Here is a 19,382-nt window from a genome sequence, read left to right as displayed (position 1 = left end):
TTTGCAAACTACTACAGCGAAAAAAGTGGCCGGATTATGCCAGAAACGCCCAAAAAAAGTAGGGCCCTCCTGTCAGAACTGCGTCTTGACCGCATTCGACAGGAGAATTCCCTGAGCAGAAACGTTTCAGTGACGAGTATCTGACGGCGCGTCCACGCCGCCGCCAGCGAACAGTTGCTCCACGTCGGCGGCATCGAAGCGATAGCGCTCGTTGCAGAACTGGCAATCGATCTCGATCTGGCCGCCATGTTCGTCGACCAAAGCCTTGGCATCGTCGACGCCGAGGCTGACCAGGGCACTGCCGGAGCGCTCTCGCGAGCAGCTGCAACGGAACTGCAGCGGCTGGATGTCGAACAGGCGCACGGCGTCGTCGTGGTAGAGGCGGTGCAACACGGTTTCGTTGTCCAGGCCCAGGTGCTCTTCACGGGTCAGGGTGCCGGCCAGGGTGGCAACGTGCGCCCAGCTGTCGGCGCGCTCGTCGGCATCCGGCTGGCGGTCCACCGGCAGTTGCTGCAGCAGCATGCCGCGGGCGCGGTTGCCGTCGGCGTTGAGCCAGAAGCGGGTGCCCAACTGCTCGGACATGACGAAGTAGTTGGTGAAGCTTTCCGCCAGGTCCTTGCCGTTCAGTTCGACGATGCCCTGGTAGCGCTGGCCACGGCGCGGATCGATGGTCAGGGCGAGGACGCCGTCGGGCATCAGTTCCTGCAGGCCGGCGTCGGCGCCGAGGGCTTCGCCGTCATAGCGGGCGATACCGCGGATCTCGCGCTCGCTGGAGCACTCGACCATCAGCAGCGGCACCGGACCGTCGGAACGCGCCTGGAGGATCAGCAGTCCATCGAACTTGAGGGTGCCGACCAGCAGGGAGGCGGCAGCCATCAGTTCGCCAAGCAGCTGCGCCACTGGCTGGGGGTAGGGATGCTTGTCGAGCACGCGGGCGTAGCTGTTTTCCAGGCAAACGAGTTCGCCGCGGACATCGCGCTCGTCGAAGATGAAACGTTGGGTGAAATCGGTATCCGGCAAATCGCTCATGGGGTGTTCTGGCTGCTCGAAAGGTCGCTGAAGGGGTGTCGGAACGCTCTGAAGGCGCTCGAATCGCTCTACTGTGTTGGCGCCCAGGGGCTTTGACCAGATCCCGGGCACGACAGTCGACGAGTGGCTGTACCCCTTAATGGTGATTCACTGGGTGTTTTCCAAGGGTGTCGGGTGTACCGCTCAGTCGAAACTGCCGTGCAACTGATGGATCTGCCGCCGCTGCTTCTTGGTCGGCCGACCATCGGTGGTCACGCCCAGCGCGCCGGCCTTGCGCAACGCCGCCGCCTGTTCGCGGCGGCGGATGCTGTCTTCGGTTTCCTCGTAGAGGGTCTGCGCCTCCGGCGCGCCGCGGCGCACCACGGACAGCGCCTTGACCACCACGGTGCGTTCGTCGAAACCGGTGCGCAGGACGAACTCGTCGCCAACGCGTGGTTCCTTGCCCGGCTTGCAGCGCTCGCCGCGACAATGCACCTTGCCGCTCTCGATGGCGGTCTTGGCCAGGGCGCGGGTCTTGTAGAAACGCGCGGCCCAGAGCCATTTGTCCAGACGCACCTTGTCGTCGTCTTCCTGATAAGCCATCGCAGTGCTCCGATCATTAGCGGTCATGGAACTGTACTACCGTAACTGGCGGATGCAAAAAGTCCGCTGCCTGCTTACAGTTCACCGACTTTCCCCGGGTTGTGCATCGTGAAGACATTTGATCATTTGAGCGTTATCGGTTTGCGCGAGTGGGTGGCTTTGCCCGATCTCGGCCTGGCCGGCCTGCGCGCCAAGATCGACACCGGCGCCAGCACCTCCAGTCTGCATGCCACCGAGGTCGAGCCGTTCATGCGCAACGGCGAGCGCTGGGTACGCTTCAACGCTCATCTGGGCTCGGTGGTGCAACTGCGGCACCGTCGCTGCGAGGCACCGTTGGTGACCATGAAAACCATCAAGAGCTCCAACGGCCAGGCCCAGGTGCGCTATGTGATTCGCACGCCGCTGGCGCTGGGCGACCGGGTCTGGGAGGTGGAGTTCACCCTGGCCTGTCGCAAGGCCATGCGCTATCGCCTTCTCTTGGGTTCCAAGGCCCTGGTCCATGGCCAACTGGTGGTCAATCCGGGGCTCAAATACGTTCAGGACAAGCCGGCGTTCCCGGCAACCATTACCCCTTCCACAGGTGCTGCATGAAGATCGCTGTGCTGTCGCGTAACCCGCGTCTGTATTCCACCCGTCGCCTGGTCGAGGCCGGTACGCAACGGGGCCATGAAATGGTGGTGATCGATACCCTGCGCGCCTACATGAACATCGCCAGTCACAAGCCGCAGATCCACTATCGCGGCAAGCCGCTGGAAGGTTTCGATGCGGTGATCCCGCGCATCGGTGCGTCGGTGACCTTCTACGGCTGCGCGGTGTTGCGCCAGTTCGAAATGATGGGTGTGTTCCCGCTCAACGAGTCCGTGGCCATTGCCCGCTCGCGGGACAAGCTGCGCTCGCTGCAACTGTTGTCGAGGCGTGGCATCGGCCTGCCGGTGACCGGCTTCGCCCACTCGCCGGACGACATTCCCGACCTGATCCAGATGGTCAACGGCGCGCCGCTGGTGATCAAGGTGCTGGAGGGCACCCAGGGCATCGGTGTGGTGCTGTGCGAGACCACCAAGGCCGCCGAATCGGTGATCGAGGCGTTCATGGGCCTGAAGCAGAACATCATGGTCCAGGAATACATCAAGGAAGCCGGCGGCGCCGACATTCGCTGCTTCGTGGTCGGCGACAAGGTCATCGCCTCGATGAAGCGTCAGGCCAAGCCGGGGGAGTTTCGTTCCAACCTGCACCGTGGCGGCACCGCCAGCCTGATCAAGGTCACTCCGGAAGAGCGCATGACCGCGATTCGCGCGGCCAAGGTCATGGGTTTGAGCGTCGCCGGCGTGGATATCCTGCGCTCCAATCACGGTCCGCTGGTGATGGAGGTGAACTCGTCGCCGGGCCTGGAAGGCATCGAGACCACCACCGGCAAGGACGTTGCCGGGATGATCATCGAGCACCTGGAGAAGAACGGCGGGCCGAACCTGACCCGCACGAAAGGGAAGGGCTGACTAGACCGCGTCGCGTGGCAGCAGGAGGCCCAGCGGAAGGCGCACACGGGCCTCGATGCCGCCGCCGGAGCGATTGCGCAATTCCACATTGCCACCGTGCTGGGCGGCGATGCGCTTGACGATCGCCAGGCCCAGGCCGGTGCCCTTGCCGCTGCGCGCGCGGTCGCCGCGAATGAACGGATTGAAGATGGCTTCCAGCTCCGCGGGATCGATCCCGGCGCCGCGGTCGAGCACGCTCAGTACCACGTAGGGCGCGCTGCTGTCGCCGGAGACATAGGCCGCGACCTCGACGCCCTTGCCGGCGTGATGCAGGGCATTGCCGATCAGGTTGGCGAGCAGGCGCTTGATCGACACCCGGCGCAGCGGGAACGGTGGGATCGGCTCCAGGCACAGGCGCACTTGTTCTTCCGGCTGGTTGAACGGCGCGACCACTTCGCGCACCAGGTCGCTGAGGCTCACCTGCTCCACCGGCTCGTCGCGGCCGTCGCGGATGAAGGCGAGGAACTGATCGAGGATGGCGTCCATGTCTTCGATGTCGCGGACCATGTCGTCGGTCAGCTCGCTGTCGTTGGCCAGCAGCGACAGCGACAGGCGCAGGCGGGTCAGCGGCGTGCGCAGGTCATGGGACACCCCGGCGAGCATCAGTTCGCGCTCGCGTCCGGCCTGCTCGACATCCTCGGCCATCTGGTTGAAGGCGCGGTACACCTCGGTCATCTCGCTTGGCGTATCGCTGACCGGCAGGCGTACGCTGCGCCCCTGACCCACCTGCCGGGCGGCGAACACCAGGCGCTTGAGGGGCTGGTTGAGCTGGCGCACGAAGATCCACGCCGACGCGGTGGACAGCAGACCGATGGCGAGGAACCAGCCGAGCACGTTCCAGATCTTCTGGCCGCGCAGCGGGTGCGGGTACAGCGGTACCTTCAGCCAGTCGTCACCCAGGCTTGGCGCGCGGACCCACAGCGCCGGTGGCGAATGCACGCGCAGACGCACCTCGGTGTCCTCGCCCAGTTCGGCCTGCATCTGGCGCTGGTAGATCTCGCTGTAGGGCCAGTGCTGTTCGCCCTCGGGCACGCCGCTGCCAGTGACACGAATCAGCCCGGCGGCCTCGGCGATCTTCTCCCGGTCCGATTCGTCCGCCGCCCAGTAGGCGCGCAGGGTCAGGGCCACGCCGTGGCTGTACTGGCGATCGACCAGCACGTCTTCGTTCATCAGCAGGTAGACCAGGGTCAGCGCCTTGGAGAACAGGACGACGATCAACACCAGCCACAGGGTGCGGGCGAAGAAGCTTTGCGGGAACCACAGCGGCGTTTTCATGGACGACGGCTACACACTTGGCAGGTGCGAGCGCGGCTCGCGGGCTTTGCGGGGCTGATGATGCAAAAGCAGGGCAACCCTGCGGTGGCCCTGCTTTCGATGCATCACTGCAAACAACGATGGATCACTTGCTGGCGTTGCCGTCCGGCACGAACACGTAGCCGACGCCCCAGACGGTCTGGATGTAACGCGGTTTGGACGGGTCGGGCTCGATCATCCGGCGCAGGCGCGAGATCTGCACGTCGATCGAACGCTCCAGCGCGTCCCATTCGCGACCGCGGGCCAGGTTCATCAGCTTGTCGCGGGTCAGCGGCTCGCGGGCATGCATGACCAGCGCCTTGAGCACGGCGAACTCGCCGGTGGTGAGCATGTGCACTTCGTCGCCACGCTTGAGCTCACGGGTAGCCAGGGACAGCTCGTAGTCGCCGAAGGTGACGGTTTCGTCCTCGCTGCCCGGCGCGCCCGGTACCGAAGGCGTCTGCCGGCGCAGCACGGCCTTGACCCGCGCCACCAGTTCGTCGGGGTTGAACGGCTTGGCCAGGTAGTCGTCGGCGCCCAGTTCCAGGCCCTTGATCCGGCTCAGCTCGTCGCCCTTGGCGGTGAGCATGATGATCGGTACCTGGTTGTTCGCCGCGCGCAGGCGGCGACAGGCGGAAAGGCCGTCTTCACCGGGAAGCATGAGATCGAGGACGACCAGATTGAACACTTCGCGCGCCAGCAGGCGGTCCATCTGTTCGACATTGGGTACAGCCCGTGCGCGGTAGCCTTTGCTGGTGAAGAATCGCTCCAGCAGGCTGCTCAGGCCCGGGTCGTCATCGACGATGAGGATTTTCTCGCCTTCGGCTGTTTGTGCGGTGCTGCTCATGGGTTGCTCCTTTAATCACGGCGCGCATTATGGCTTAGCCGCCATTTGCGGGTCCGAGCTCATTGTTAGCAGATTTTTCCTCATGTGCCAGCGAAACGGCCGATAAGGCTGGCCAGCCGCTATCACCGCAAGCCCGGCGCGCTGGGTATAATGCGCCGCTTTCACCGAGCGCCGCCTTGCCCCGACGCCCTCTGGCGCCGGCCCTCGCGGCCCTAGCATTCACAATTTGTCAGGTGGTTTTATGGACAGCATCAACAGCCGCATCGCCGGGGAACTCGGCGTCCGCCCGCAACAGGTCGAGGCGGCCGTGGCTCTACTTGATGAAGGCTCCACGGTGCCTTTTATCGCCCGTTACCGCAAAGAAGTGACCGGCAGCCTGGATGACACCCAGCTGCGCACCCTCGAAGAGCGCCTGCGCTACCTGCGCGAACTCGACGAGCGCCGCGCCAGCATCCTCTCCAGCATCGAGGAGCAGGGCAAGCTGACCCCGGAGCTGGCGCGCGAGATCAAGCTGGCCGACACCAAGACCCGCCTCGAAGACCTCTATCTGCCGTACAAGCAGAAGCGCCGCACCAAGGGCCAGATCGCCCTGGAAGCCGGCCTCGGCGAACTGGCCGACGCGCTGCTGGCCGACCCGCAACTGAATCCGGAAGGCGAAGCCGCGCGTTTCGTCGATGCCGACAAGGGCGTCGCCGACGTCAAGGCCGCGCTGGAAGGCGCCAAGTACATCCTCATGGAGCGCTTCGCCGAAGACGCCAGCCTGCTCGACAAGCTGCGCGGTTTCCTCAAGCAGGAAGCGACCCTGTCGGCGCGTGTGGTCGCTGGCAAGGAAGAGGAAGGCGCCAAGTTCCGCGACTACTTCGAACACGACGAACTGCTGCGCAGCGTGCCGTCGCACCGCGCCCTGGCGATCTTCCGCGGCCGCAACGAAGGCGTGCTGAGCGCGTCGCTGAAGATCGGCGAGGAACTGCCGGGCACCCTGCACCCCTGCGAGCTGATGATCGCCGAGCGTTTCGGCCTGGCCAACCAGGGCCGTCCGGCCGACAAGTGGCTGGCCGAAGTGGTGCGCTGGACCTGGAAGGTCAAGCTCTACAGCCACCTGGAAACCGACCTGTTCGGCGAACTGCGCGACAACGCCGAAGGCGAGGCGATCAACGTCTTCGCCCACAACCTGCACGACCTGCTCCTGGCCGCCCCGGCCGGCCCGCGCGCGACCCTGGGCTTCGACCCGGGCCTGCGTACCGGCTGCAAGGTCGCCGTGGTCGATGCCACCGGCAAGCTGCTGGACTACACCACGGTCTACCCGCACGCGCCGAAGAACGACTGGGACCGCACCATCGCCGTGCTCGCCGCCCTCTGCGCCAAGCACTCGGTTGAGTTGATCGCCATCGGCAACGGCACCGCCAGCCGCGAGAGCGACAAGCTGATCAGCGAGCTGGTGAAGAAGTACCCGGCCCTGAAGATCACCAAGATCATGGTCTCCGAAGCCGGCGCCTCGGTGTACTCGGCCTCGGAGCTGGCCGCCCGTGAATTCCCGGACCTGGACGTGTCGATCCGCGGCGCGGTGTCCATCGCCCGGCGTCTGCAGGACCCGCTGGCCGAGCTGGTGAAGATCGATCCGAAGTCCATCGGTGTCGGCCAGTACCAGCACGACGTGTCCCAGCTCAAGCTGGCCCGCGGCCTGGACGCGGTGGTCGAGGACTGCGTGAACGCCGTCGGCGTCGACGTCAACACCGCCTCGGTGGCACTGCTGGCGCGCATCTCCGGTCTCAACGGCACCCTGGCGCAGAACATCGTCAGTCACCGCGACGCCAACGGCGCGTTCAAGACCCGCGCGGCGCTGAAGAAAGTCAGCCGTCTCGGCGAGAAGACCTTCGAACAGGCCGCCGGCTTCCTTCGGGTGATGAACGGCGACAACCCGCTGGACGCCTCGGCGGTCCACCCGGAAGCCTACCCGCTGGTGCAGCGCATCGCCGCCGAAACCGACCGCGACATCCGCTCGCTGATCGGCGACAGCGGTTTCCTCAAGCGCCTCGATGCGAAGAAATTCACCGACGAGACCTTCGGTCTGCCTACCGTCACCGACATCCTCCAGGAACTGGACAAGCCGGGCCGCGACCCGCGTCCGGAGTTCAAGACCGCCGCCTTCCAGGAAGGCGTCGAGGACCTCAAGGACCTGGAACCCGGGATGATCCTCGAAGGCGTGGTGACCAACGTCACCAACTTCGGCGCCTTCGTCGACATCGGCGTGCACCAGGATGGCCTGGTGCACATCTCGGCGCTGTCGGAGAAGTTCATCAAGGACCCGCGTGAAGCGGTCAAGGCCGGCGACGTGGTCAAGGTCAAGGTCATGGAAGTGGACATCCCGCGCAAACGCGTGGGCCTGTCGATGCGCATGAGCGACACGCCGGGCGAGAAGGTCGACGGTGCCCGTGGCAGTCGCCCGGGTTCGGCGCCGCGCCAGCAGAGCGCGCCGGCGCGGGTCAAGGACACGCCGCCACCGGCGAACAACGCCATGGCCGCACTGTTCGCCAACGCCAAGCAGTTGAAGAAGAAGTGATGGACGTGCCTGAAGGGATCGTCCAGAGCGCCTTCAGCCAGTTGCTGGGCTGCCGTCTGCAACGCCTTGAGGAAGGCGTTGCCGAGGTGGTCCTGGCGCTGGAGCCGCACCTGCGCAACCGTGGAGGTTTTCTTCACGGCGGCGCGATCTTCAGCCTGGTGGACATCGCCATGGGCCTGGCCTGTTCCAGCAGCCACGGCTTCGACCAGCGTAGCGTCACCGTGGAATGCAAGATCAACTACGTGCGTGCGGTCAGTGAAGGCGAAGTGCTATGTATCGCCCGGGTTCTGCACGCCGGCCGGCGCACGCTGGTACTGGACGCCGACGTATTCCAGGACGACAAACTCGTCGCCAAAGCCCAGGGCACGTTCGCCGTGCTCTAGCCGCAAAAGGCCATCTGCGGTACTTTCGGCAGTGCGCGGGCGCTGCCGATTTCCTGCGAAAACCAGGCGACAACGCCAGTTCCTCCTGTCCACCCTTGCAGACCGTCATCTCCACCCCCATATCGGGGCGACTGACGCGTGAAGGAATTCCATCTTGAGCGAACTTCTCAACCGCCGCCTGAGCCTGCTGGGCCAGGGCGACAATCTCTCCCTGCTCAAGCAGTGCCTGCATGGCATCGAGCGTGAATGCCTGCGCGTGACCGAAGAAGGTCGCCTGGCCCAGACTCCCCATCCCGAGGCCCTGGGCTCGGCACTGACCCACGAACAGATCACCACCGACTATTCCGAGTCGCTGCTGGAGTTCATCACCCCGGCGCAGACCGACCCGGCGCAGACCCTGGAAAGCCTGGAGAATATCCACCGCTTCGCCTACAGCCGGCTCGGCGGCGAATACCTGTGGAGCCCGTCGATGCCCTGTCCGCTGCCGGCGGAGGAGGACATCCCGATCGCCTGGTACGGCACCTCCAACATCGGTCAGCTCAAGTACGTGTATCGCAAGGGCCTGGCCCTGCGTTACGGTCGCACCATGCAGTGCATCGCCGGTATCCACTACAACTTCTCGCTGCCGGAAAAGCTCTGGCCGCTGCTGCGTGATGCCGAGGGCGGCAGCGGTAGCGATCGCGACTTCCAGTCGTCGTCCTATATCGCCCTGATCCGCAACTTCCGTCGCTACAGCTGGCTGCTGATGTACCTGTTCGGTGCCTCGCCGGCGCTGGATGCGGGCTTCCTGCGCGGTCGCGCGCACCAGCTGGAATCGTTCGACGCCGACACCCTGTTCCTGCCCTGGGCCACCAGCCTGCGCATGAGCGACCTGGGTTACCAGAGCAACGCCCAGGCCGGCCTGACCCCGTGCTACAACGACCTCGACAGCTACACCGACAGCCTGCGGCGCGCCGTGGCCACGCCGTACGCGCCCTACGTCGAGATCGGCACGCACCAGAACGGCGAGTGGGTGCAGCTCAACACCAACATCCTGCAGATCGAGAACGAGTACTACTCGAACATCCGTCCGAAGCGCGTGACCTACACCGGCGAGCGGCCGATCCAGGCCCTGGTGGCCCGCGGTATTCAGTACATCGAAGTGCGCTGCCTGGACATCAACCCGTTCCTGCCGACGGGCATCGACCTGCCGCAAGCGCGCTTCCTCGATGCCTTCCTGCTGTTCTGTGCCCTGGAAGACAGCCCGCTGCTGGAGAACGGCGAATGCGGCCAGTGCACCGGCAACTTCCTCACGGTGGTCAAGGAAGGTCGCCGTCCCGGCCTGGAACTGCTCCGCGATGGCCAGCCGGTGGCGTTGAAGACCTGGGCTTCCGAGCTGCTGGCCCGCATCGCGCCGCTGGCCGAACTGCTCGACCGTGCCCATGACAGCGATGAACACGCCCGCGCCCTGGCGACTCAGGCGGCGAAGGTCGACGATCCGGCGCTGACCCCGTCGGCCCAGGTCCTGGCGAGCATGACCGAGAACCAGGACAGCTTCGCCCGCTTCGCCCTGCGCCAGAGCCAGTTGCATGCCGACTACCTGCGTGGCCAGCGCCTGTCGGCGGACGAGGAGGCACGTTTCGAAGCGATGACGCGCACCTCGCTGGAAGAACAGGCCCGCCTGGAGCAGCAGGAGGTCGGTGATTTCGACCTGTTCGTCGGTGCCTACCAGGCCAGCATTCTGGCGATCAGCAACTGACATGAGCCGTGGCACCACTCCTCGCAAACCCCGCGCCCGCAGCCAGGCGCGGATCGACTCGATCCTCGACGCGGCCCGCGCCCTGCTGGCCAGCGAGGGCGTGGCCAGCCTGTCGATCTACAGCGTGGCCGAGCGCGCGCAGATTCCGCCGTCGTCGGTGTATCACTTCTTCGCCAGCGTTCCGGCGCTGCTCGAGGCGCTGACGGCGGATGTCCATGGCGCCTTCCGCGCCTGCCTTGAAGAACCCATCGATCCGGGCCACCTGAACAGCTGGCGCGACCTGGCGCGGCTGGTGGAAATGCGCATGCTGGCGATCTACCAGGAGGACGCCGCGGCGCGGCAGTTGATCCTGGCCCAGCATGGCTTGAGCGAGGTGACCCAGGCGGACCGGCAGCACGATATCGAGCTGGGCGACCTGATGCACAAGCTGTTCGAGCAGCATTTCCGTTTGCCGGAGCTGCCGCAGGAAGTGGATGTGTTTGCCCTGGCGATGGAGTTGAGCGACCGGGTGTATGCGCGGTCGATCCAGGTCCACGGGGCGATCACGCCGCGCATGGCGGAGGAGGGGATGCGGGTGTTCGAGGCGTATGTGGGGTTGTATCTGCCGGCGTTCCTGCCGAAAAAGTGATGGGCCTGCTTCGCAGGCCTTCGCGGTGGTTCGTCACACGACAAGCCACGCTCCTACAAGACATTCGCGTCACCGCATTGCTCTTGTAGGAGCGTGGCTTGCCCGCGAAGGACCGCAAAGCGGTCCCAAATATCACAGCTTGGCGATGGACACCTCGGTCGATTTCACGAAGGCAATCACCTCGCTGCCGATGGTCAGTTCCAGCTCCTTGACCGAACGGGTGGTGATCACCGACGTGACGATCCCCGAGGCGGTCTGCACATCGATTTCCGACAGTACCGGGCCTTCCAGGATTTCCTTCACGGTGCCTTTGAACTGGTTGCGTACGTTGATCGCTTTGATAGTCATCTGTTTGCTTCCTTCGTGGGTTCTGAGGTCAATGCGCCCAGCGCAGTTGCGTAGGCAAGGGTGCTACGGGTTCGGGCTCGGGCGGGGTGCCCGGGACTGAGAGAACACGGTTCAACACTTCTGTTTCCAGCGCGGCCAGGCGGTGCGAGCCGCGCTGCCGTGGCCGAGGCAGATCGACCAGCAGGTCCAGGCCGATCTCGCCGTCTTCGATGAGGATCACCCGGTCGGCTACCGCCACCGCTTCGCTGACGTCGTGGGTCACCAGCAGCACGGTGAAACCGTGCTTGCGCCACAGGTCTTCGATCAGTTGCTGCATCTCGATGCGGGTCAGGGCATCCAGCGCTCCCAGCGGCTCGTCGAGCAGCAGCAGGCGCGGCTGGTGGATCAGGGCGCGGGCCAGGGCCACGCGCTGTTTCTGTCCGCCGGACAAGGCTGCCGGCCATTCATTGGCGCGGTCAGCCAGGCCCACCGCTTCCAGCGCCTGGCGCGCACGGTCCTGCCAGTTGCCTTCGAGGCCCAGGCCGACGTTGTCGATCACCCGTTTCCACGGCAGCAGACGCGCTTCCTGGAACATCAGGCGGGTGTCCTCGCGGGCATCCTCCAGCGGCGCGCTGCCGGCCAGCAGTTGCCCGCCGCTGGGCTTGTCGAGGCCGGCCAGCAGACGCAGCAGGGTGCTCTTGCCGCAGCCGCTGCGGCCGACGATGGCGACGAACTGCCCGGCCGGGATGTGCAGGTCGATATCGCGCAGGACCTTGCGCTGGCCAAAGGCCTTCTCGACATTCCGTGCCGCCAGCGGGATACCGCGCAGCAGGCGCGGCGGTTGTTCCTTGAGAATGGTCATGCGCCGTCCCCCTTGCTCGCTTGATAGGCCGGGTGCCAGCGCAGCCAGACCCGTTCCAGGCCGCGGGCGGCGAGGTCGGCGAGCTTGCCGAGCACGGCGTAGAGGACGATGGCCAGGACCACCACGTCGGTCTGCAGGAACTCCCGCGCATTCATCGCCAGGTAGCCGATGCCGGCGTTGGCCGAGATGGTTTCGGCGACGATCAGGGTCAGCCACATGAAGCCGAGGGCGAAGCGCACACCGACCAGGATCGACGGCAGCGCACCCGGCAGGATCACCTGACGGAACAGCGCGAAGCCGCTCAGGCCATAGCTGCGCGCCATTTCCACCAGCGCCGGATCGACGTTGCGGATGCCGTGGTAGGTGTTCAGGTAGATCGGGAACAGGGTGCCGAGGGCGACCAGGAAAATCTTCGCCGACTCGTCGATGCCGAACCACAGGATCACCAGCGGGATCAGCGCCAGGTGCGGCACGTTGCGGATCATCTGCACCGAGCTGTCCAGCAGGCGCTCACCCCAGCGCGACAGGCCGGTGATGAAGCCCAGGGTCAGGCCGATGCTGCCGCCGATGAGGAAGCCGAGGCCGGCACGCCAGCCGCTGATCGCCAGGTGGTTCCAGATCTCGCCGCTGCGCACCAGGCCGACGCCGGCCTCGATCACCGCGCTGGGGGCCGGCAGGATGCGCGTCGACAGCCAGCCGGCGCTCACCGCCAGTTGCCAGACCGCCAGCAGCGCGACCGGCAAGGCCCAAGGTGCGAGACGCTGGGTCCAGGGTGTGGAAGAAGAACGACTCATGTCCGGTTCCTCACAACTGCGCCGCGGATTTTTTCGGCAGGATGTCGTTGGCCACCATCTCGCCGAACGGGCTGACATAGCCGCGTTCCTTCGGCAGCGACGGGCGCTCGATATCCAGATGCGGGAACAGCAGTTCGGCGACCCGGTACGACTCTTCCAGGTGCGGGTAGCCGGAGAAGATGAAGGTGTCGATGCCGAGGGCGGCGTATTCCTTGACGCGGGCCGCCACGGTCGGACCGTCGCCTACCAGCGCGGTGCCGGCACCGCCACGCACCAGGCCGACGCCGGCCCACAGGTTGGGGCTGACTTCCAGGTTGTCGCGGTTGCCGCCGTGCAGGGCAGCCATGCGTTGCTGGCCGACCGAATCGAAGCGCGCCAGGGATGCCTGGGCGCGGGCGATGGTGTCGTCGTCCAGATGGGAGATCAGGCGCTCGGCGGCCTTCCAGGCCTCGTCGTTGGTTTCCCGCACGATCACATGCAGGCGGATGCCGAAGCGCACAGTGCGGCCCAGTTTCGCCGCCTTCTCGCGGACCTCGGCGATCTTCTCGGCCACGGCGGCCGGTGGCTCGCCCCAGGTCAGGTACAGCTCGACCTGCTCGGCGGCCAGATCCTGCGCGGCCTCCGACGAACCCCCGAAGTACAGCGGCGGACGCGGCTGCTGGATCGGCGGGTAGAGCAGCTTGGCGCCTTTGACCTGGAGGTGCTGGCCGTCGTAGTCGACCGTCTCGCCTTCCAGTACCCGACGCCAGATGCGGGTGAATTCCACCGAAGCCTGGTAACGCTCTTCGTGGCTGAGGAACAGGCCGTCGCCGGAGAGTTCCTCGGGGTCGCCACCGGTCACCAGGTTGAACAGCGCGCGGCCATTGGACAGGCGGTCGAGGGTCGCGGCCTGACGCGCCGCCACGGTCGGCGAAATGATCCCCGGGCGCAGGGCAACGAGGAACTTCAGGCGCTGGGTCACCGGGATCAGCGAGGCGGCGACCAGCCAGGAGTCCTCGCAGGAGCGCCCGGTGGGGATCAGCACGCCGCCGAAACCGAGGCGGTCGGCCGCCTGGGCCACCTGCTGCAGATAACCGTGATCGACGGCGCGAGCGCCTTCGGCGGTGCCAAGGTAATGGCCGTCGCCATGGGTCGGTAGAAACCAGAAAACGTTGAGGCTCATTGGAGTTGTCTCCTAAGGGTGGCTCAGACCGGGGCGGCGCCCCGGCGCGGGCGAAACGTCAGGGCGCGGTAGCGACCTTGGCCGGTGGCGTCCAGATCACGTCCTTGATGCTCAGCGGCTTGGGAATCAGCTTCAGGGCGGTGAAGGTGTCGGCGATCTTCTGTTGCGCGGCGACCACTTCCGGGGTCAGGAAGCCGGCCCCGTAGCCCTGGCGCTTGACCGAGGTCAGGGTGATGTCGGCGGGCAGGCCGAGCAGCGGCGCGACCTGGTCGGTGACTTCCTGTGGGTTGGCCTTGGACCATTCGCCGACCGCGCGGACCTCGTCCACCAGCGCGCTGATCACTTCAGGGTGCTGCTGGGCGTAGGGCTTGGTCGCCAGGTAGAACTGGTGGTTGTCGACGATGCCCTGGCCGTCGCGCAGGGTGCGGGCCTGCAGTTGCTGTTCGGCGGCAGCCTGGTACGGATCCCAGATCACCCAGGCGTCGACGCTGCCGCGTTCGAAGGCGGCGCGGGCGTCGGCGGGCGGCAGGAACACCGGCTGGATATCGCTGTACTTCAGGCCGGCGTCTTCCAGGGCGCGGACCAGCAGGTAGTGCACGTTGGAGCCTTTGTTCAGCGCGACTTTCTTGCCCTTGAGGTCTTTCACCGACTGCACCGGCGAGCCTTTCGGCACCAGGATCGCCTCGCTGTGCGGAGCGGGCGGCTCATAGGCGACGTAGAGCAGGTCGGCGCCGGCGGCCTGGGCGAAGACCGGTGGGGTTTCGCCGGTCACGCCGAAATCGATCGAGCCGACGTTGAGGCCTTCGAGCAGCTGCGGGCCGCCGGGGAATTCGGTCCATTGCACCTGCACGCCCTGGGCGGCGAGGCGTTTTTCCAGGGAGCCCTTGGCCTTGAGCAGGACCAGGGTGCCGTACTTCTGGTAGCCGATACGCAGGGTCTCGGCCTGGGCTTGGGTGATGGCGCCGAAGGTGACAGCCGCAGCGAACAGAGCGGCCAGACCACGACGCAAAACGACAGTGCGCATAGCGCTCTCCTTTTGCAGTGTTGGGTTCGGGCTGCACCTGCTTGCCTCGTTGGCGGGCGAGTAAGGTGAGGGGTGACACGATGAAACGGTTGATTCGGCTCAGATGCTCCAGCGGGCACTGATCAGGCGTTCGTTGAGCAGGCCGGGCGCCACGGGTTTCGGGCGGCGGGCCAGGGCACTGTGAAACAGTTCCAGCGATTCGCTCAGGCGCTGCTCCAGGGCAGGCGCCAGGTGGGCCGGGAGGTTGCCCTGGCCGTAGGCGATCTGGCTGTCGTCGGCGAAGATCCCTTGCAGGGTCTCCTGCGCCTTGAGGGCCGAGAGCACCGGCTTGAGGGCGTAGTCCACCGCCAGCATGTGGGCGATGCTGCCGCCGGTGGCGATGGGCAGTACCACCTTGTGGTTCAGGGCGCGCTCGGGCAGCAGGTCGAGCAGGGTTTTCAGGGCTCCGGAGAAGGACGCCTTGTACACCGGGGTGGCGACAATCAGGCCATCGGCCTGTTCCACCAGTTGTTGAAAGTGCTGGACCCGCGGGCTGTCGAAGCGGGCGTGAAGCAGGTCTTCGGCCGGGAAGTCCCGCACCTGGAAAGTCACCACTTCCACGCCCTGGCCCTGCAGCCAGTCGCGGGCGCGTTCGAGCAGGACGCCGGAGCGTGAACGCAGGCTGGGACTTCCACCAATAGAAACGACCAACATTGAATGCGCATCCTTGGAACTGAACTGAAGGGGCCCGCGAGTTAGGTGGCTCGCTGGAATGAGGTGACATTAACAGGGGGATGCATATATCTAGAAATCATATTTTTTCATTTGTTTATATGATTTTGAGATATGCGCTTTCTGTACTTTCCCTCTTCCCGTAGGAGCGCGGCTTGCCCGCGAAAGGACCGCGAAGCGGTCCCAGACCTCACCGCTGTCGGGGACCGCTTCGCGGTCCTTTCGCGGGCAAGCCGCGCTCCTACGGGGACGGCGCCTGCCTCGGCTGACACGCAGGCAAAAAAAAGGGCCGTCGAAACGGCCCGAAAATCCCTGCGATGGCTAAAGCAATACGATGAATCTCAACGGTTCGGCTGTGGGGTCAGGCGCAGGTACGGCTTGACCGCGCGGTAGCCCTTCGGAAAGCGGCGCTTGATCTCGTCCTCATCCTTCAGCGACGGCACGATCACCACCTCGTCACCGTCCTGCCAGTTGGCCGGCGTGGCGACCTTGTGGTTGTCGGTGAGCTGCAGCGAGTCGATCACCCGCAGGATCTCGTGGAAATTGCGCCCGGTGCTGGCCGGGTAGGTGATGGTCAGACGGATCTTCTTGTTCGGATCGATCACGAACAGGGAGCGCACGGTGAGGGTGTCGCTGGCGTTGGGGTGGATCAGGTCGTAGAGGTCGGACACCTTGCGATCGGCGTCGGCCAGGATCGGGAAGTTGACCGTGGTGTTCTGGGTTTCGTTGATGTCTTCGATCCAGCGATGGTGGGAATCCACCGGGTCGACCGAGAGGGCGATGGCCTTGACCCCGCGCTCGGCGAACTGCTCTTTCAGCTTGGCGGTGAAGCCCAGCTCCGTGGTGCACACCGGGGTGAAGTCGGCCGGGTGCGAGAACAGTACGCCCCAGCTGTCACCGAGCCACTCGTGGAAGCGGATCTTGCCGGCGCTGGAGTCCTGTTCGAAGTCGGGGGCGATATCGCCGAGTCTGAGGCTCATGGTGCGGTTCCTTGGCTGAGTGCGTTATGGCTCAACTGTGCCTGTGACCAAGGGAAATTAAAAAGAATAAATATTGATTTATTCATTCCTGAAACGAATAACAAATAACGGACAAAACAACGCCCGCGCGGTATGGGGGACCGGGCGGGCGCTGTTTTTCTCGCGGCGTGTTACAGCAGCGGGATGGAGTAGCTGAGGATCACGCGGTTTTCGTCCTGAGCGTGGTTGGCGCTGGTCAGGTCGCTACGCCAGGCGGCGTTTTTCCACATCACGCCGAAGTTCTTCAGCGGGCCTTCCGGCACCACGTAGGCCACGGTGATGTCGCGTTCCCACTCGCTGCGGTCACCGATGGTGGAATCGATGTTGTCGCCTTTCAGGTAAACCACACCCGCGGTCAGGCCCGCCAGGCCGACCTTGGCGAAGTCGTAGGAGTAGCGAGCCTGCCAGGTACGCTCACCGGCACGGCCGAACTTCTGGATCTGCGAGTCGGTGATGGTGTAGTTGGACGAGCCGTCACCCTGGTTCAGCCATGGGAAGTCGCTGTCGCCGTTGCTGACCTGATAGCCGCCACCGAAGGTGTGACCTGCGACGGTGTACAGGAACAGGGCGCTGTACAGATCGTTATCGACCTTACCTTTGGTGGTGGTGCCACCGTAGTAACCGCTGGTGTAGTACGCAGCGGTATCGCCGTTCTTGCCGTCATCGGTGCTGTGGAAGTAGCGGAAGTCGGACTTCAGCACGCCCGGGCCGATCGCCCAGTTGTGTACCGCACCCAGGAAGTGCTGGTTGTAGAAGTTTTCCAGGCCTCCGTACCAGTACTGCACCAGCAGGTCCTTGGTCAGCTTGTAGTCGGCACCGGCGTAGCGGAACTGGTTGCTGAACTTGCCGGTACGCGCGTTGTTGGCGCCGGCGATGGACAGGCCTTCGGTGTTCGACGAGTTACGGCCCTTGACGTGCTCGATCTGGCCGGCGGTCAGGGTCAGGTCCTTGATCTCGTTGGAGACGATCTGGCCACCTTCGAAGGTTTGTGGCAGCAGACGACCGTCGTTATAGGCGATGACCGGGTTCTTCGGCAGCAGGGTGCCGTAGCGCAGTTCGGTCTGGGAGATCTTGACCTTGGCGGTGGCGCCCAGGCTGGCGAAGTCGTTCACCGCACGGCCATCGCTGTCGGTCGGGAACACGGTGCCGCCGTAGCTGGAGCTGGTCGGGTTGTAGTGCGTGCCCTTGCCCGAATCCAGGCGCACGCCGTACAGCGCGATGGCATCGACGCCGAAACCGACGGTCCCTTCGGTGTAGCCGGAGGTGTAGTCGAGCTGGAAGCCCTGACCCCATTCTTCCTGCTTGTTCGGGTTGGCGTTGGTGTCACGGTTGTCGGTGTTGATGTAGAAATTGCGCAGTTTCAGCGTGGCTTTGCTGTCCTCGATAAAACCGGCAGCACCTGCTTGCTGGGCCAGAACCCCAAGGGCCACGGCAAGAGCCAGGGTCGACTTCTTCATAAATGAATTGCTCCTCTCGTTTCTAATTCTTGTGGTTCGTCGTGGCGGAATCTGTGTCCCGCTCACCGTCGATGGGCGATTAGCACCAAAGGGTGACCGTCGAGTCAATCGTAACTAGTCGTTTCAAGACTTTGGTCTAATGCGCCAAGCTGGGGGCGAAGGATAATTACAATTTGATAAATCCAAAAAGAATTATTTGTGTATTTTTAAGATTTTTTAGACATATACAACAAATTTTTCACAAACCTTCCGTCACATAAGCTAATTCCAAAAAGGTATTTTTCTGTAGTTTTTTAGAGCGTATAGGTTTATAGGCCTTGTCCTTACTGGAATTGGCCGCCATGAAGCCGTCACGCCCGCTCAGATTGTTCACCGCCCTGGCCCTGACCGGCTTGACCCTGGTCAGCCACGCCGCCGGGCTCACGGTCGGTTACCAGACTGGCATCGACCCGAGCAAAGTCCCCCAGGCCGACGGCGCCTACGAACAGGCCATCGGTGAAAAGATCGACTGGCGCCGCTTCAACAGCGGTCCGGAGGTGGTCACCGCCATCGCCTCCGGTGACGTGCAGATCGGCAACCTTGGCTCCAGCCCGCTGGCCGCCGCCGCTTCGCGCAAGCTGCCGATCGTGGCTTTCATCGTCTCGGCGCAGATCAATGCCGCCGAAGCGCTGGTGGTGCGCAATGGCAGCGGGATAAACAGCCCGCGGGACCTGATCGGCAAGACCATCGCCACACCCTTCGTTTCCACTTCGCACTACAGCCTGCTCGGCGCGCTCAAGCACTGGGGCCTGGATACCCGGCAGGTGAAAGTGGTGAACCTGCAACCGGCGGAAATCGCCGCGGCGTGGAAGCGTGGGGATATCGACGGCGCCTTCGTCTGGTCGCCGGCGCTGGGCGAAATCCGCAAGACCGGCAAGACCCTCACCGACGCCGCCGAAGTCGGCGGCTGGGGCGCCCCGACCTTCGAGGTCTGGGTGGCACGCAAGGACTTCGCCGAGAAGCATCCGGACGTGGTGGCGAAGTTCGCCAAGGTCACCCTGCAGTCCTTCGCCGACTACGCGGCGAACAAGGCGCAATGGACAGCGGATTCGGTGCCGGTGCAGAAGATCGCCAAGCTGACCGGCTCCAACCCGGCCGACGTGCCCGAGCTGCTCGCGGGCTCGGCCTTCCCTGATGCCCAGGCGCAGGCGGGGCTGCTGCAGAGCCAGACACCGGCAGCGATTGCCGAGACGGCGAAATTCCTCAAGGAGCAGGGCAAGGTGGAGACGGTGTTGCCGGATTACACGCCGTTCGTGAGTTCGCAGTTCGTGCAGTAGGTGCTGGGGCCGCTTCGCGAGCAAGCTCGCTCCCACAAGGTTCTGGGCAAGCCCAGCAACCTGAAGCCGGCACAAAACACTGTGGGAGCGAGCTTGCTCGCGAAGGGCTGCAAAGCAG

At 64.6% G+C, this 19,382-nt stretch carries 19 protein-coding genes; 7 read left to right on the top strand and 12 right to left on the bottom strand.

Going from position 1 to position 19,382, the window contains the following annotated elements:
* Positions 1–126: 126 nt before the first annotated feature.
* Both hslO and CHB99_RS03845 read right to left on the bottom strand, forming a co-directional pair.
* The gene (gene hslO / locus CHB99_RS03850; RefSeq protein WP_042121427.1) at positions 127–1,029 is read right to left on the bottom strand and encodes an Hsp33 family molecular chaperone HslO; all 903 of its coding nucleotides are present in this window, start codon (positions 1,027–1,029) and stop codon (positions 127–129) included.
* Between the two features lie 183 nt (positions 1,030–1,212).
* Positions 1,213–1,611: an RNA-binding S4 domain-containing protein gene (locus CHB99_RS03845; protein WP_042121425.1), complete on the bottom strand. Its 399-nt coding sequence runs from the start codon at positions 1,609–1,611 to the stop codon at positions 1,213–1,215.
* A gap of 108 nt (positions 1,612–1,719) precedes the next feature.
* Here CHB99_RS03845 and rimB point away from each other — a divergent pair, with 108 nt between their 5' ends.
* Positions 1,720–2,202 carry a retropepsin-like aspartic endopeptidase RimB gene (gene rimB, locus CHB99_RS03840; protein ID WP_042121689.1) on the top strand — a complete coding sequence of 161 codons (483 nt, stop codon included), beginning with the start codon at positions 1,720–1,722 and terminating at the stop codon, positions 2,200–2,202.
* Complete coding sequence (rimK, locus tag CHB99_RS03835) at positions 2,199–3,104, top strand: 30S ribosomal protein S6--L-glutamate ligase (protein ID WP_042121423.1); 906 nt, start codon at positions 2,199–2,201, stop codon at positions 3,102–3,104. Before rimB ends, rimK begins: the two co-directional genes overlap by 4 nt.
* Here rimK and CHB99_RS03830 read toward each other — a convergent pair whose 3' ends face one another.
* Complete coding sequence (locus CHB99_RS03830; protein WP_042121421.1) at positions 3,105–4,418, bottom strand: ATP-binding protein; 1,314 nt, start codon at positions 4,416–4,418, stop codon at positions 3,105–3,107.
* Positions 4,419–4,542: 124 nt separating this feature from the next.
* On the bottom strand, positions 4,543–5,283 hold the full coding sequence (gene ompR / locus CHB99_RS03825) for an osmolarity response regulator transcription factor OmpR (RefSeq protein ID WP_042121420.1): 741 nt from the start codon (positions 5,281–5,283) through the stop codon (positions 4,543–4,545).
* Positions 5,284–5,524: 241 nt separating this feature from the next.
* Here ompR and CHB99_RS03820 point away from each other — a divergent pair, with 241 nt between their 5' ends.
* The 4 genes from CHB99_RS03820 (at position 5,525) to CHB99_RS03805 (ending at position 10,592) form a co-directional block, all read left to right on the top strand.
* The gene (locus tag CHB99_RS03820; protein ID WP_042121418.1) at positions 5,525–7,843 is read left to right on the top strand and encodes a Tex family protein; all 2,319 of its coding nucleotides are present in this window, start codon (positions 5,525–5,527) and stop codon (positions 7,841–7,843) included.
* Positions 7,843–8,226: a PaaI family thioesterase gene (locus CHB99_RS03815; protein ID WP_042121416.1), complete on the top strand. Its 384-nt coding sequence runs from the start codon at positions 7,843–7,845 to the stop codon at positions 8,224–8,226. The genes CHB99_RS03820 and CHB99_RS03815 overlap by 1 nt, the downstream gene beginning before the upstream one ends.
* A gap of 154 nt (positions 8,227–8,380) precedes the next feature.
* Positions 8,381–9,964 (top strand): glutamate--cysteine ligase, encoded by a 1,584-nt coding sequence (gene gshA / locus CHB99_RS03810; protein ID WP_042121414.1) that lies wholly within the window; start codon positions 8,381–8,383, stop codon positions 9,962–9,964.
* Position 9,965: 1 nt separating this feature from the next.
* On the top strand, positions 9,966–10,592 hold the full coding sequence (locus tag CHB99_RS03805) for a TetR/AcrR family transcriptional regulator (protein WP_042121412.1): 627 nt from the start codon (positions 9,966–9,968) through the stop codon (positions 10,590–10,592).
* A 132-nt stretch (positions 10,593–10,724) separates the two neighbouring features.
* On the opposite strand, the gene CHB99_RS03800 is transcribed toward CHB99_RS03805, so the two are convergent.
* The 8 genes from CHB99_RS03800 to CHB99_RS03765 form a co-directional block, all read right to left on the bottom strand.
* Positions 10,725–10,940, bottom strand: coding sequence for a TOBE domain-containing protein (locus CHB99_RS03800; RefSeq protein ID WP_009400132.1), 216 nt, complete (start codon positions 10,938–10,940; stop codon positions 10,725–10,727).
* Between the two features lie 28 nt (positions 10,941–10,968).
* Positions 10,969–11,781, bottom strand: a complete 813-nt coding sequence (gene ssuB / locus CHB99_RS03795) for an aliphatic sulfonates ABC transporter ATP-binding protein (RefSeq protein WP_042121411.1) — start codon at positions 11,779–11,781, stop codon at positions 10,969–10,971.
* The gene (gene ssuC, locus CHB99_RS03790; protein ID WP_042121409.1) at positions 11,778–12,575 is read right to left on the bottom strand and encodes an aliphatic sulfonate ABC transporter permease SsuC; all 798 of its coding nucleotides are present in this window, start codon (positions 12,573–12,575) and stop codon (positions 11,778–11,780) included. The genes ssuB and ssuC overlap by 4 nt, the downstream gene beginning before the upstream one ends.
* Before the next feature lie 10 nt (positions 12,576–12,585).
* On the bottom strand, positions 12,586–13,737 hold the full coding sequence (gene ssuD, locus CHB99_RS03785) for an FMNH2-dependent alkanesulfonate monooxygenase (protein WP_042121407.1): 1,152 nt from the start codon (positions 13,735–13,737) through the stop codon (positions 12,586–12,588).
* Positions 13,738–13,795: 58 nt separating this feature from the next.
* Entirely contained in the window at positions 13,796–14,761 is a 966-nt protein-coding gene (locus CHB99_RS03780) for a sulfonate ABC transporter substrate-binding protein (RefSeq protein ID WP_042121405.1), read from the bottom strand.
* A 99-nt stretch (positions 14,762–14,860) separates the two neighbouring features.
* Positions 14,861–15,454, bottom strand: a complete 594-nt coding sequence (ssuE, locus tag CHB99_RS03775) for an NADPH-dependent FMN reductase (RefSeq protein ID WP_042121403.1) — start codon at positions 15,452–15,454, stop codon at positions 14,861–14,863.
* Positions 15,455–15,813: 359 nt separating this feature from the next.
* Positions 15,814–16,452: a peroxiredoxin gene (locus tag CHB99_RS03770; RefSeq protein ID WP_089266416.1), complete on the bottom strand. Its 639-nt coding sequence runs from the start codon at positions 16,450–16,452 to the stop codon at positions 15,814–15,816.
* 170 nt (positions 16,453–16,622) lie between these two features.
* Positions 16,623–17,948 (bottom strand): OprD family porin, encoded by a 1,326-nt coding sequence (locus CHB99_RS03765; protein ID WP_042121393.1) that lies wholly within the window; start codon positions 17,946–17,948, stop codon positions 16,623–16,625.
* Positions 17,949–18,289: 341 nt separating this feature from the next.
* On the opposite strand from CHB99_RS03765, the gene tauA reads away from it, so the two are divergent.
* Entirely contained in the window at positions 18,290–19,264 is a 975-nt protein-coding gene (gene tauA / locus CHB99_RS03760; RefSeq protein WP_042121391.1) for a taurine ABC transporter substrate-binding protein, read from the top strand.
* Positions 19,265–19,382 lie beyond the last annotated feature (118 nt).

This window comes from Pseudomonas japonica (assembly GCF_900188455.1).
Taxonomy (GTDB): Bacteria; Pseudomonadota; Gammaproteobacteria; order Pseudomonadales; family Pseudomonadaceae; genus Aquipseudomonas; species Aquipseudomonas japonica.
Note: the sequence above shows the minus strand (reverse complement) of the source record. Positions and strands in the feature narration are given on the sequence as shown.